At 40.1% G+C, this 14,455-nt stretch carries 15 protein-coding genes; 1 reads left to right on the forward strand and 14 read right to left on the reverse strand.

Annotation, left to right across the window (positions count from 1 at the left end; translation table 11 throughout):
* Window positions 1–1,001 precede the first annotated feature (1,001 nt).
* The 10 genes from LKD42_RS13895 to LKD42_RS13940 all read right to left on the reverse strand — a co-directional run bounded on the left by LKD42_RS13895 (window position 1,002) and on the right by LKD42_RS13940 (window position 8,597).
* Window positions 1,002–2,057 (reverse strand): helix-turn-helix domain-containing protein, encoded by a 1,056-nt coding sequence (locus LKD42_RS13895; RefSeq protein ID WP_248836045.1) that lies wholly within the window; start codon window positions 2,055–2,057, stop codon window positions 1,002–1,004.
* A 220-nt stretch (window positions 2,058–2,277) separates the two neighbouring features.
* On the reverse strand, window positions 2,278–2,865 hold the full coding sequence (locus LKD42_RS13900; RefSeq protein WP_055056226.1) for a DUF2812 domain-containing protein: 588 nt from the start codon (window positions 2,863–2,865) through the stop codon (window positions 2,278–2,280).
* A complete protein-coding gene (locus tag LKD42_RS13905; protein ID WP_055056227.1) occupies window positions 2,862–3,185 on the reverse strand; it encodes a PadR family transcriptional regulator in 324 nt (107 codons plus the stop codon). Before LKD42_RS13905 ends, LKD42_RS13900 begins: the two co-directional genes overlap by 4 nt.
* Window positions 3,186–3,317: 132 nt before the next feature.
* Window positions 3,318–3,692 (reverse strand): TnpV protein, encoded by a 375-nt coding sequence (locus tag LKD42_RS13910; protein ID WP_055258600.1) that lies wholly within the window; start codon window positions 3,690–3,692, stop codon window positions 3,318–3,320.
* 4 nt (window positions 3,693–3,696) lie between these two features.
* The gene (locus LKD42_RS13915) at window positions 3,697–5,115 is read right to left on the reverse strand and encodes a plasmid recombination protein (protein ID WP_248836046.1); all 1,419 of its coding nucleotides are present in this window, start codon (window positions 5,113–5,115) and stop codon (window positions 3,697–3,699) included.
* A 235-nt stretch (window positions 5,116–5,350) separates the two neighbouring features.
* Window positions 5,351–5,578, reverse strand: coding sequence for a DUF5348 domain-containing protein (locus LKD42_RS13920; protein WP_055258605.1), 228 nt, complete (start codon window positions 5,576–5,578; stop codon window positions 5,351–5,353).
* Between the two features lie 174 nt (window positions 5,579–5,752).
* Complete coding sequence (locus LKD42_RS13925; RefSeq protein WP_055258607.1) at window positions 5,753–5,992, reverse strand: hypothetical protein; 240 nt, start codon at window positions 5,990–5,992, stop codon at window positions 5,753–5,755.
* Between the two features lie 67 nt (window positions 5,993–6,059).
* The gene (locus LKD42_RS13930; RefSeq protein WP_055258609.1) at window positions 6,060–7,136 is read right to left on the reverse strand and encodes an AAA family ATPase; all 1,077 of its coding nucleotides are present in this window, start codon (window positions 7,134–7,136) and stop codon (window positions 6,060–6,062) included.
* A 169-nt stretch (window positions 7,137–7,305) separates the two neighbouring features.
* A complete protein-coding gene (locus tag LKD42_RS13935) occupies window positions 7,306–8,391 on the reverse strand; it encodes a site-specific integrase (RefSeq protein ID WP_055258611.1) in 1,086 nt (361 codons plus the stop codon).
* An 11-nt stretch (window positions 8,392–8,402) separates the two neighbouring features.
* Entirely contained in the window at window positions 8,403–8,597 is a 195-nt protein-coding gene (locus LKD42_RS13940; protein WP_055258613.1) for a hypothetical protein, read from the reverse strand.
* A gap of 232 nt (window positions 8,598–8,829) precedes the next feature.
* Here LKD42_RS13940 and LKD42_RS13945 point away from each other — a divergent pair, with 232 nt between their 5' ends.
* Window positions 8,830–9,312, forward strand: coding sequence for a helix-turn-helix domain-containing protein (locus LKD42_RS13945; RefSeq protein WP_015541737.1), 483 nt, complete (start codon window positions 8,830–8,832; stop codon window positions 9,310–9,312).
* Window positions 9,313–9,570: 258 nt separating this feature from the next.
* On the opposite strand, the gene tuf is transcribed toward LKD42_RS13945, so the two are convergent.
* The 4 genes from tuf to rpsL form a co-directional block, all read right to left on the reverse strand.
* Window positions 9,571–10,764, reverse strand: coding sequence for an elongation factor Tu (gene tuf / locus LKD42_RS13950; RefSeq protein WP_173865911.1), 1,194 nt, complete (start codon window positions 10,762–10,764; stop codon window positions 9,571–9,573).
* 210 nt (window positions 10,765–10,974) lie between these two features.
* The gene (gene fusA, locus LKD42_RS13955) at window positions 10,975–13,092 is read right to left on the reverse strand and encodes an elongation factor G (protein ID WP_248836047.1); all 2,118 of its coding nucleotides are present in this window, start codon (window positions 13,090–13,092) and stop codon (window positions 10,975–10,977) included.
* Window positions 13,093–13,106: 14 nt separating this feature from the next.
* Window positions 13,107–13,577 (reverse strand): 30S ribosomal protein S7, encoded by a 471-nt coding sequence (rpsG, locus tag LKD42_RS13960; RefSeq protein WP_215659827.1) that lies wholly within the window; start codon window positions 13,575–13,577, stop codon window positions 13,107–13,109.
* 192 nt (window positions 13,578–13,769) lie between these two features.
* On the reverse strand, window positions 13,770–14,192 hold the full coding sequence (rpsL, locus tag LKD42_RS13965) for a 30S ribosomal protein S12 (RefSeq protein ID WP_147632110.1): 423 nt from the start codon (window positions 14,190–14,192) through the stop codon (window positions 13,770–13,772).
* Window positions 14,193–14,455: the final 263 nt, after the last annotated feature.

Here is a 14,455-nt window from a genome sequence, read left to right on the forward strand (position 1 = left end):
AGGCCTCCTATGATTTTAATATTTTATCATAGAAGACCTTTGTTGTGTTGAATTTACAGAGTTTTTTTCACAGGCTCTGACTTAATCCACAATCACATCTCTGATTTGTGGATAAATCCACTTTATCTGTTATCATATTTGCGAAAATTATACATTTTGTTATCATTCTGTTATCACAAACGGTTGTCAGGACTCTCTCCCGGCAACCGTTTTTCTATACTGTTCGTTATTTATTTCCCACTCTTTTATATATTTCCAGGCAACAGAAAAACCCGTAGAACCGAAGTTCTACGGGTATCTTACGTTTGGACACAACGTTATCTTGCGATAACAAATCTATATTCAGATTGTATTACTCGATGATTGTAGCAACACGTCCTGATCCTACAGTACGTCCACCTTCACGATACTTTAATCCCGTTTTACCTCATATTTTTTATGGTTTTCTCTCCAAAATACAGTGAAAAACGGCTGAATTGCACCACCTATTTTGATTTGCCTGATTTCTTGGCACCGTTTTGGCACCGGAGAATACTCAAACCGATTTTCTTCTGTAGATACTAGATACTTCTCTACCAACTTTATATTGCACCGGTAATTTTTAACTGTTATAATCGAAACATGGGTGCTACCATAACGGTAGGCGGTTAGTCCTTCTCCAGAGGGACTGTGACCCTCTGATTACATAGAAACCTGTAAAGGAATCCATTGGAAAGGAGGGCTAAGCCAATGAGTATTATTGACTTCATAGCAGTAGTGAGCTTCGGCTTAACCTGCTTTAGTATCGGATATACATTAGGCAAAGATAATCATAAACCACAAAAATAACCGCCCTGGTCTGGTAAACTAAGCGGTTATCTTTGATGATATTCTAAATAGTAAAACGGACTAACCGTCTATCGGTAGCACTCTTTTTCTATAATCATATTAGCACGCATCTGTGGAAATGTCAAAAATTTTCTTCTTTCTCAACTATATCTATTTCCATACATTTTTACAACCTATTTCAAGTGTTCCTCAAAAATTAATTCGAGTTCCTTATTCCCTCTCAAGAATTCATACTCTTTCTTATTTTCAATTTCCGAATACAATTCACGAACAAAATTTTTTCCAACTCCCGAAAAGGCTTTTCCCTGTGCAGTATCTTCATACCTGTAATACAAAGGGGATTGTGTCATATTCCAAGGCTTCTGTGATTCACTTAATAATTGCTTAATTAACTGAACACATTTTTCTACATCTTTTCGATATCCAGCAATCAGCAGATATGGCACTGTGTTGCCGTAATTCCATAGTCCAAACAACGATATCATGTGATCTGTAATCTCAGCAATTCTCTCTGCTTTATCATGATTTCCTGTTTCTTCTTCCATTTCAATTAACTTATACAAGTAGCTTTGAATATTGACAACTGCCTGTAGCAGTTTCCCTTCCAGGAATAACGCAGCAGTGTCTGTTCCTTCCTGATGTGCTAATACACTTGTTTTCATAATCGTTGCATCAATTACAGTATCAGGAATTTTTTTCAAAAGGGCATTTGCTTCTTCATATTTCTCCATTTGGACATATTTTGTTGCAAGTATAAAAACGCTTGAATTTCTCACTCTTTCATCCTGACTGTCTGCTGTTCGTTCCAGCCACTCAATAATAGCTGTATTATATTCCATTCGTTCTTCGCCATTAAGATCTGACAAAGTCAAAGATCCGTTCAGAACGGTTGCGATCGTATATATTAATAAGTCGCAATGAGGATACTCCTGTATTTTACGAGATGCCATCTCGAAAGCCTCTGTAAAGCTGTCCAATGAAACTTCCGAAAGTTCATTCACAAATTGTCCAATCTCTTTTTCGGTCAATTCTTCACGAAACGAAAACAATTCATTCATATCAATTTTCAATAATCGTGCCAAAGCTGGAAGTAATGAGATATCCGGATATGTATTTCCCTTTTCCCATTTATTTACCGCAGGAGTAGAAACACCCAGATAATTTGCCACCTGTTCTTGTGTTAATTCCTCAGTTTTTCGATAGTTTTTTATCTGCTCACCAATACGCATTGTTCGCACCTCCTGTCCTTATTTCCATTATAGCGTTCCCAATACATGTTTACAATTGAGCCTTTGTTTACTTATTACTTTCTTTTTTTAACTTTCAATTAATTTTCTCTAATATTTATATCATCAGCAACAAACTGCCCACAAATTTAAGAACGGGCTACTAACCCTCAAACGACAGTGCATTACATTGCATCAGCTAAACCAACCTTGTTATCCTGAATCACCACTCCTTCATCTTCGCTTCATGCCTATTTTTCATAATTTGCAACTGGTATATAATGACAGGGATTAGAAAAATCACAGCAACTATGCCTAAAATAACAGACCGATTTACGGTAGCAAATGCCACGAGCATAAGCATTAATAAAAGCCAGGGATTTCGCAAATTACTGTAATAATTTGCCCTATCTTCATAGGACGTATGAAGTTCAAAAGGTTTTCCATCATTTTCTTTTTCTACAATCAGCAATTCCCTGTTAAATGTTGTAGTGTTTGTTGCAATACGACCGCCAATTTCAGCCCACGGACGCCAGCGAACTTTACCAACAGAATAATTAAGATTGATATTTTTATAGAATACGGAATATCCCATTTCTTCCAAGAAATCATGGTAATCTTCAGCATTAGCTTTTGATTTTTGTCCTATAAACTCCACGCAATATTGAACTTGACCTGGCTTACATTTTTCAAATTCATAGAGTAATTTTCCCGTTCGAATAAGGCGATAACCTTTTTCAGCCATCTTATTCAGCCAGTTTTTCTGTACCGTCAATAGCCCGCCAAAAAAACGATAACACTTTTTGCTCATAATGTACCTCCTACAATTCCGCTTGCAATACCTACAAGTTCACGAAGTCTGATAAGTTCTTTTTCAGCTATCTCCTTTCCTTTTACAGTGATAAGATACTCTTTTTTTCTACCTTCACTATCTCCGAAAAGCTCAATCCATCCCTTTTCCTGCATTGAATTTAATGCACCATATAAAGTGCCTGCTCCCAATGAAAGCCGCCCACCTGTTTTTTCTTCAATGAACTGCATGACAGCATATCCGTGTTTAGGTGAATAGAGTGAAAGCAAAATATAGAATGTCACTTCTGTGAGTGCACCACTTTTCACATTATCCCTCATAGCATCCCCTCCTTATTACGGTTACTGTAATAACTATATCAGTAACCGTAATAAAAATCAAGAGATGTGAAATAAATCTTAATAAGCCGGATAGTATTATACTTTTCCTGTTCAGTCCTTTACAACCAATACTTATATATAAAGTATTTCTCTCAACACCATTTCTTCTGCACTGGCTTTTATATTATTCATCAGCCTAACCCACTTCGTCTGGTTCTGTACCTTTAATTCTTCAGTTACACCCTGTTTTTCTGCCATCTGTTCCATAAGCATTTCCACCTGTTCTCTGCTCTCCTGATCAATCTGATTCAGGTGTTCCGTCAGCTTTCCAGTCAACAACAAATATTGATATTTTGCTAATCTGTGTTCCTTCAGAAACTGTTTTCGCAGCATTCCATATTTCCCATATATCGGTTTTTCTTCATTCAATACCAAATTCGGCAAATAATAATCTCCATGCAAAGTATAGCTTAATCCGTTCTTTTCATCATAAATGTGTGTTTCCATAATCTTATCTCTCCATTTCTCTGTTTTTTGATTTAGTTTTCTTACGCTGCTGATTCTCCATCTCGCTTTTTTTCATTCCCCATGCCAATCTTTCATGAATATTTCCCTTCGGCATTTGCTCCATCCGTCGCTTTTCTTCCAGGACTTTCTCGTTTTGAATATCCTGCTGTACTGCTGTATCTACAGTTTCTATTCCAAGAACACGCACAACACGATCATACCTATCAGAAACACCTTGTAATATATCTTTTTCTTCTGACAATTTCTGATTGTCTTTACGTATATCATCCAGTTCTCTCTGAATAGCATTATATTTCTGTTTCACCTTTTGATATTTTTTCTTCCACCCTTCCACCTCTTTCGTGAGTTCTTTAACCTGAGCCGCCATTACAGCAACCTTATTCTTTATTTGAAGAAACAGTGGTTTAATTTTTTTGTCTCGATAGGTTACTGCCCGTTCTAGCGTGCCCGCCTCCGGCAGTAACATTTTAACTGTTCCATATTCTTTGATTTCTTTGCTCACACTATCCATAATCGGTTGTAGCTGTTCTCTGCGATCTTCCAGGCTTTTTAGTTCTTTTTCTGCGCTCCCTGCCTTTTGTTCTGCTTCTTGCTTCGCCTTGATTGCCTGTTCCTTATCGTCTTTTAAATTCTGGATATCTGCTCTGGATTCTGCAATTTGTGCTGTTAATTCTTCTTTTTCAGCAGTTAGATGCTCTTTTTCCTGCTCCAATTCCTGTACTTCCTTTTTCCGTTCTTTTTTCTTGAAGTTATAGACATCCAGATGTTCCTCATGAGTACCTTTCTGTTCCCATTCAATTCCATACTGCCTTGCAATCTCTGCCAGTACTTCTTTTTCATGATTTATCCACTGATTCAGCTCCGTATCATGCTTATTTCCACCTTGAAATCCAAGACCTTTTAATGCCTGTTTCAGCGAAACTCTGGTATCCATTCCTTTTCCTTTCCAGCCCGTCACATAAGGAATAAAGTCAATATGAAGATGTGGAGTAGCCTCATCCTGATGCAAATAGCAACTAAATACCCGAAGTGTCGGATTCCGTTTCTGGAAATCTTTTACATACTCATCCAGTACGTTTACAGCCAGATTTCCTGCTTCTGTTCCAACAGCCATATCTTCTCGGTTTCCAATCTGGAAAATCACTTCATGGAACAACTTTTCCTGTTTTCCCTGCCGAATTTTTTCATAGTAATTTGTAATCTTCCGGTCTTTTCTTTTCCCGGTATTGTATCTCTCCACAGCATCATCAAATAACTCTTTGTAAACTTCTTTCAGATTTTCATTCTGGTAACAAATATTTAATTGTACTCTGTCTGGGTCTACATTCTCTGCGAAAAACTCTCTCCTGTTATGATCCAGAGAACCTTTCCCAATCATACCGCTAATTGTTCGTTTTATCATAATGTTTCTCACCTCTTTTCTAATCAAGTGCTAGATATGGCACATAATTTTTATTCACGCCAGTAATAGCGATATTAAGAAACTTTCGCCGGATACGGCGGTTTTGTTACTTTTGTCAAAAGTAACGCAAAAGCACTTTCGACAGCCGTACCGTCCATCAAAAGTACCCTTGCGCCCTGCCGGGGGCTATTCCTCCCGTTGGTCGGTTCACTCCTGCGTTACTTGTATGGCTGAATTATCCCGGTATCCTTGCCCGGATATATTCCAGATCACCACAATACGGTGTTCCTACAAGATACCATTCTCTTGCAGGATTCATTTCCATTCTAGTCTGAACCCATTCATCATCAAGCAACACTTCCAGGCATTCTCCACAGTGAAATCCTGTATCAATCCATAGATCTGATGATAATAATCCATATCTTTTGTTATAACTGTTATATCCTAATCTTCCTTCTCGCATTATGCCATTCTCCTTTCATTTAGCGTTTCCGCAGGGACGCCCTGAATCAGGGCTCCCTTTTGAAAATTCTCTTCTCCACCAACAAACTCCCGGCTACATCTTACCAGCTTTCTACTTGTCTGCTATCTACAGGTGCGTGACACGCTCCTGTAATAAAGTAGTCAGAAAGAACCTTTACCATCGAAAGTTCTCCGGTATTCCCCGTCTGTCCAGATATTCCTGCCGGAACTTTTCCCTTTCTTCTTCCGTTGGTGCTGTTTTGGATTTGCTATACACTTCACGATTCACCATTGCATCCAGTTTTTTCTCCAATCCCAACCGGATTATTTCTTCGCCATCGTAGTTATCCATCAAAAAATATTGCAGGAGTTGAAAAAATAACTCGTATGGAATCTGTACATTTTTATTTTGCATCTGTTCTCCTTTCAAGATGGCAAGATTCCCTCTTCTTAAGAAATGGTAATCTTGCCATCTTCCATTTTTATTCTGGCAGCATCCAATACCATTGCTTTCCACGTTTTACAGAATCAATTTCAAGTTCCCGTTTGGCATTCCATAACGTTTTACTTTTTATTCCTCTGGTTTCGGCTTCTTCTGCAATTTTCTTTTGAGTCATTCCTCCATTTGCCAGTATTTCAAGGAGAAATTCTTTTGCTTTCCGACTTTTCTGCCCTCTGCCGTCTCCATTAAGAAGTTCATCGGCACTGATATCATATTCTCCAATCCATTCAAAGCCATTATTCTTATCCAGTCTGAATGCAATGGACGTTCCTTCCGGTGCAAGAGAACTCTTCGTATGACATACCACTCTTACTTCTGGTTCATCTTTCACTCGCCCGACAATCAGGACACTTCTTGCAGCAGCCTGAAAATCAATGGAGCCAAGTCCTCGATAAGAAGATTTGCCGTTACTGTTTTTGTTCATATGACCGATTAAAATGACTGCACAGTGATATTTTTCTGCCAGCACTGCGACACGCTTCATCAATGGCCTGATCTCATTTGCCCTGTGCATGTCTACCTCTGCTCCCAGGAATCCCTGAATCGGATCAAGAACAACCATTTTGGCTTTTGTCTGCACGATTGCTTCTTCTAATCTGGCATCTGCCATTGTCAGTGGCTGGTCACTGTCATCAATCACCAGCACCCTCGAACAATCTGCACCTGCAGCAAGTAATCTGGGTTTGATAGTATCTCCTAGACCATCTTCCGCTGTCTGATAAATCACATTTACAGGTGACATAGAAGACTGTTCCTGAATATTATCTTTGGCATCTAGATCTTCATTCTCACTACCGACTTCATCACTTCGTTTTTCTTTTGTTGTATCAGTAACAGGAAGAATCGGCTCTCCTCTGGTCAGTTTTGCAATAATCTGAAGTACCATTGTTGTCTTTCCTTCTCCTGGATCTCCCTGTATAATGGTCACTTTTCCATAAGGAATAAACGGATAAAGCAGCCATTCTACCTGTTCCACCTCTACTGAATCCATATTGATCAGTTTCAGTTTTGGTTCTATTCTGCAATTCTTAATTTTGTTTTTTTCATTCATATTCATTCCATCATCTCCTCCTGCCCTTCCGGGCAAGTCTCTGATGAACAGATATTCGGGAATTGTCGTATTTCTCGATTCGTGATATACTGAATCTGCCAAGATGGTATATCAGTTAATCTGATTATCAGAGAACTTGCTCAGATTATTTATCTGGGCTTTTTCTTTTGCCTTTTCAACATTCATCTCTTTCTTCTCCCAATCCGGTAACTGCATTTTCATTATCCAGCAGATTTGCAATCTTCCTCTGCTGATTTGGATAAAGATGTCCATAAGTATTCAATGTGATACGAATATCTTTATGACCCAATCTGTCCCGGATCAGTAACGGTTCTACACCTTTCTCAATGAGATAAGCCACATGACTGTGTCTGAGATCATGCACTCGGATTTTCTTTACTCCTGCCAGTTCAATCTGCCGTTTCATCTTATGCTGTACCGCTTCCTGAACAACTGGAAACAATCTTTCTGTATCCGGCATTCCGTAGTGACCATCTACAAATTCCTTAATTTCCTCTTTCAAAAATTCTGGAATTTCGATTGTTCGAAAGGACTGTTTTGTTTTTGGTTCTGTGATAATATCCTGCATTCCTGTTCGGTAATAAGTCTTATTGATACTAAGCTGATTCTTTTCAAAATTGATATCAGCTTTTGTAATCGCAAGCAGCTCCCCAATCCTGCACCCAGTCCAGAACAGCATCTCAAATATAAGATAATATCTTGTTCCCGGCTCCATTGTCTGTATAAACTGTTTGTACTCGTCCAGTGTCCAGAAGTTCAAACTTCTCGAATCCGAATTTCCCATTCGTTTCACTTTCTTGCATGGATTAACTGGCAAATCATATATTTTAGCTGCATGTGTAAACAGACTGGTCAACTGATTCTGAATCATTCTCAGATAAGAATCTGAATATCCTTTTTTCTGAATTTCATTCTGCCACTGAATAATCTGTGAAGCCTTGATCTCACTCATCATCTGATTTCCAAAGTATGGAACGATATGCTGTTGCATCATATATCTTTTATTTTTGATTGTTCGATCTTTTAGGTCATTCTGTTTGTCTGAAAAATAAATCTCAATAAAATCGCTCAGTTTCATATCCATACTTCGCTCAGTGCTCAACTTTTTACTTCGTTCAAACTCCAATGCTTCTCGCTTTGTTTCAAATCCACGCTTTCTGCGTTTTTTCTTCTCACCCATAACATTTGTCTCAAACCACTGGGCTGTCCATTTTTTTGTGTCTTTTTCTCTGTAAGCCATATTAATCCTCCTTAATTTCCTGCTATTTCATAGCCATACATCTTTTTTGCCCAAAACGCCTTTGGTATTCTTCCAGCCATCGTAATATATCCCTGTGCAGCCAGTTCCTTATTCATAGCTTTCACCAGTTTATAAGCATAAGATTTTGAGCAGTTTAATTCCTGTGCCACTTCATCAGCACTCATCATATAATTGTAGCTTGCCATACTGCATCCTCCTTTCCTCTCCAGATACAGAATACGTTTACTGTATTTCTATATCTGTACGATTTTCGTAAATTGATAATATCATGTATTTATTTCATTGTCAATATTTCGTAAACATATTTTTACGAACTTCGTATATTATTTTCTCTTTATTTTATTCCAGGTCTGTGCTATGATATTCTATAGATTTATGTTTTTCGTAATTTTGCAATATATGAAAAAGGAGGATTCTATGGGTGACGGTAAAAATTTAAAGAAATATCTTGATGAAAAAGGCACAAATGTCCGTAAAATTGCAAAGGCAACCGGAATCAGTGCCACAACCTTATATTCAATTATTCAAAAAGATTCCAATATTCGATTTGATTTTGCTTTAAGACTTGCAAATGAATTACAAATTGATGTGAATGAGATATGTTCTGCCAGTCCATTTTCTGGCACAATTAAGGAAGAAGAGATTTATCCTACACTTCCAGACGGTTTGAACGGAGCATTAGACGCAAGCCGTGTAAAGACTTATTTAAAAAATTCTATGTACCCGTTGATGTATCTTTTCGGTAAGAACAGTATGCCTGATGTAGATAATCTGCTCACATCGTTCTATCAGCTTGATGATGAAGCCAGACAGGAAGTTGTGGAAACGATCCGTCTGAAACTGCAATATCATCGTGATCCGGAACGTGCTGAACAGATCAAACAGATCAAAGGCTGGTAAAAAAATTACTCCTGTGAATAGCAAATATTCGCAGGAGTTTCTTTTTGGCACCGTTTTGGCACCGCTAGACTGATTTTTCAATTTTAAATTTATCCGTATTTCATCTTTCTGATAAACGTTTCACTGTTTCTAATCTGATAATTTTACAAACAATTCTTTTCTTAGAGTACAGAAAAACCCCAGAAACACAAGGTTTCTGGGGTATCTTACGTTTGGACACAAGTTATCTTGCGATAACAAATCTATTTTCAGATTGTATTACTCGATGATTGTAGCAACACGTCCTGATCCAACAGTACGTCCACCTTCACGGATAGCGAATGTAAGACCCTGCTCCATAGCGATCGGGTGGATCAGTTCGATTGTCATTTCTACGTTATCACCAGGCATGCACATTTCTGTACCTTCTGGCAGGTTGATAACACCTGTTACGTCAGTTGTTCTGAAGTAGAACTGCGGACGATAGTTGTTGAAGAATGGTGTATGACGACCACCTTCATCTTTTGTCAGAACGTAAACCTGAGCTGTGAATTTTGTATGGCATGTTACTGTACCTGGTTTTGTAAGAACCTGACCTCTTTCGATGTCTTCTCTTTTGATACCACGCAGCAGAGCACCGATGTTATCACCAGCCTGAGCTTCGTCCAGGAGTTTACGGAACATTTCGATACCAGTTACAGTTGTTTTCTGAACTTCTTCTTTGATACCGATGATTTCTACTTCTTCGTTCAGATGCAGAACACCACGCTCTACTCTACCAGTTGCAACAGTACCACGACCTGTGATTGTGAATACGTCCTCTACTGGCATCAGGAACGGCTGATCTGTAGCACGCTGAGGATCTGGGATCCAGCTGTCAACAGCATCCATCAGTTCCATGATCTTGTCGCCCCATGGGCCGTTCGGATCTTCCAGAGCTTTCAGAGCAGAACCCTGGATAATTGGTGTATCATCGCCTGGGAACTCATACTCGTTCAGCAACTCACGGATTTCCATGTCTACCAGTTCAAGCAGTTCTTCGTCGTCTACCATATCGCATTTGTTCATGAATACTACGATGTAAGGTACACCTACCTGACGAGACAGCAGGATGTGCTCTTTTGTCTGAGCCATAACACCATCAGTAGCAGCAACAACCAGGATAGCACCATCCATCTGAGCTGCACCAGTGATCATGTTTTTAACGTAGTCAGCATGTCCCGGGCAGTCAACGTGAGCGTAATGTCTCTTTTCTGTTTCATACTCAACGTGAGCAGTAGAGATTGTGATACCACGTTCTCTTTCTTCCGGAGCTTTATCGATGTTTTCGAAATCTACTGCTGCGTTACCTGCAACTCTGGCTGCCAGAGTTTTTGTGATAGCTGCTGTCAGAGTTGTTTTACCATGGTCAACGTGTCCGATGGTACCAATATTACAATGCGGTTTGGTTCTCTCAAATTTAGCTTTTGCCATTTTGAATGTCCTCCTTGAAATAATAGCCGTATTGGCTTACTTTTATTTTCCTTATATACATAGGCTATTTACGATTATATTTCAAATCCAGGATATTTTCAAGCCTAATTTACCTGTTTTTATGAGTTTTATAACGGTTTGACCAGATTCTTCTTCCGGATCTCTCCAAAAGAAGAACCTTTGTCAAGCCATGGCTTATCTGATATCAGATTATTTTGCTTTTGCACTCAGTACTTTTTCCTGTACAGACTTCGGTACCTGCTCATATTTTTCGAAGAACATAGAGTAGTTACCACGTCCCTGTGTCTTGGAACGAAGGTCTGTAGAGTATCCGAACATCTCAGCCAGCGGTACATAACCTTTAACCATCTTACCGCCACCGATATCTTCCATACCTTCGATACGACCACGTCTGGAGTTGATATCACCGATTACATCGCCCATGTATTCTTCAGGCATGGTAACTTCAACTTTCATGATCGGCTCAAGCAGTACCGGATTACCTTTCTTCATAGCATCCTTGAATGCCATGGAACCAGCGATATGGAATGCCATTTCACTGGAATCGACTTCATGGTAAGATCCGTCGTATACATTTGCATGTACACCCAGTACCGGGAATCCGCCCAGGATACCAGCTTTTGCTGCTTCTTCGATACCTTCTCCTACTGCCGGGATGTATTCCTTCGGAATAGCACCACCAACAACGGTAGATTCGAACTTGAATGTCTCTTCGCCGTTCGGATCCATCGGCTCGAATTTAACTTTACAGTGACCGTACTGTCCACGACCACCAGACTGTTTTGCATACTTGCTGTCTACATCTACAGGTTTTGTAAATGTCTCTTTGTAAGCAACCTGAGGAGCACCTACGTTTGCTTCTACTTTAAACTCACGAAGCAGACGGTCTACGATGATTTCCAGATGCAGCTCACCCATACCAGCGATGATTGTCTGACCAGTCTCCTGATTTGTATGAGCACGGAATGTCGGGTCCTCTTCAGCCAGTTTTGCAAGAGCCTCACCCATCTTGCCCTGACCTGCTTTGGTCTTCGGCTCGATTGCCAGCTCGATAACTGGCTCTGGGAATTCCATAGACTCCAGAATAACCGGATGCTGTTCGTCACAGATAGTATCACCTGTTGTTGTAAATTTGAAACCTACTGCTGCTGCAATATCACCAGAGTAAACTTTATCAAGCTCTGCTCTCTTGTTTGCATGCATCTGCAGGATACGTCCTACACGCTCTTTTTTATTCTTTGTTGCATTCAGTACGTAAGAACCGGAGTTCATAGTACCTGAGTACACACGGAAGAATGCCAGCTTACCTACGAACGGGTCAGCCATGATCTTGAATGCCAGAGCGGAGAACGGTTCTTCGTCTGAAGAATGTCTTACTACTTCGTTGCCATCTTCGTCAACACCTGTAATAGCCGGGATATCGGTTGGTGCAGGCATGAAATCAATGATAGCATCCAGAAGTTTCTGAACACCTTTGTTTCTGTAAGCAGTACCACAGCATACAGGAATTGCCTGACATTCGCAGGTTCCTTTACGCAGTGCAGCTTTCAGTGCGTCGATGGATGGTTCTTCACCTTCCAGATATTCCATCATCAGGTCATCATCCAGCTCGCAGATTTTCTCGATCAGTTCTGTATGATACAGTTCTGCATCGTCTTTCATATCTTCCGGGATATCTGTGATTGAGATATCTTCACCCTTTTCATCGTTATAGATGTAAGCTTTCATCTCAAACAGATCGATGATCCCCTGGAATTCATCTTCTTTGCCGATTGGCAGCTGCAGGCAGATTGCGTTTTTACCAAGTCTTGTACGAATCTGATCAACAGCATTGTAGAAATCTGCACCTAAGATATCCATCTTGTTGATGAATGCCATACGCGGTACATTGTAAGTGTCAGCCTGACGCCATACGTTTTCAGACTGAGGTTCTACACCACCCTTTGCACAGAACACGCCGACAGCGCCGTCCAGTACACGAAGGGAACGTTCAACCTCTACTGTAAAGTCAACGTGACCCGGGGTATCAATGATATTGATACGATATTCCTGTGCACCTTTTTTCGGTTTGCACTGTTCCTGCGGAGTCCAATGACAGGTCGTTGCGGCTGAAGTAATTGTGATACCTCTTTCCTGTTCCTGCTCCATCCAGTCCATGGTAGCAGTACCTTCGTGAGTATCACCGATTTTATAGTTTACACCAGTATAATACAGGATACGCTCTGTCAGTGTTGTTTTACCAGCATCGATATGAGCCATAATACCAATATTTCTGGTTCTCTCTAATGGATATTCTCTTCCAGCCAAGGTTTTTCTCCTCCTTAGAATCTGTAATGAGCAAATGCCTTATTAGCCTCTGCCATCTTATGCATGTCTTCTTTCTTCTTCACAGATGCTCCTGTGTTGTTTGCAGCATCCAGAATTTCATTTGCCAGTCTCTCTTCCATTGTCTTCTCGCCTCTCTTGCGGGAATACAGAGTGATCCAGCGAAGTGCTAATGCCTGACGACGATCAGCTCTTACCTCGATAGGTACCTGGTATGTTGCTCCACCAATACGTCTAGCTTTTACTTCCAGAACTGGCATGATGTTATTCATAGCCTCCTCAAATACTTCGATAGCCGGCTTGTCAGTTTTCGCAGCAACTCTTTCGAATGCTCCGTATACGATTTTCTGAGCTACACCTTTCTTACCATCTAACATAATGTTATTGATAAGTTTGGTAACCACTTTATTATTGTACAGCGGATCCGCTAATACATCTCTTTTCTGAGTATGTCCTTTACGTGGCACGGTACTTCCCTCCTTAATCATTGAAATTAATTCATCGGTACTCACATGTGTCGTTCTACTGTGTATCGTGCTCGCAATTTCTATATTAACCCGCAACCACTGGTAAATAAGAATACGGCACAACAGTTAGTTCTGTTTGTGATACGACTTTATTGTTCTATTCCTGTTTCGCTTAAAAGTCTGTAACTTTTATTATTTCTTAGCGTCTTTTGGTCTCTTTGCTCCGTATTTGGAACGAGCCTGTCTTCTCTTAGCAACGCCTGCTGTATCCAGAGTACCACGAACGATGTGGTATCTTGTACCTGGAAGGTCCTTTACACGTCCTCCACGAATCAGAACAACGCTATGCTCCTGAAGGTTATGTCCCTCACCTGGGATGTAGCTTGTTACTTCGATTCCGTTTGACAGACGAACTCTGGCGATCTTTCTCAGAGCTGAGTTAGGTTTTTTAGGTGTAGCAGTTTTAACTGCTGTGCAGACACCTCTCTTCTGTGGTGCAGAAACGTTTGTGCTCTTCTTTTTCAGAGAGTTGAAGCCCTTCTGCAGAGCAGGTGCTGTAGATTTCTTTTCTGAAGTCTGACGACCTTTTCTAACTAACTGGTTAAATGTTGGCATTCTTTTCACCTCCTGTAATATTCCGCATTTGCGGTAGTGGTTGCTTAAAATCATTTTCAGGTGTGTGGATACATAGATATAGTGTATCGGCACGCACAATTCACATTATATCGGCAGAAACAGCGTCTGTCAAGGCTTTTTATGCAGTATTTACAGGAATTTTATGCACTTTTTTTATGCATATTTGTGAACTACCCATTGTCTAAAGCCAATGGGCTTCCTGCTTCGCAGACCTCGTAACCTACTATCTCCACAGGCGTTCA

It is taken from the genome of Hominisplanchenecus faecis (assembly GCF_020687205.1).
In the GTDB taxonomy this organism is placed as follows: Bacteria; Bacillota; Clostridia; order Lachnospirales; family Lachnospiraceae; genus Hominisplanchenecus; species Hominisplanchenecus faecis.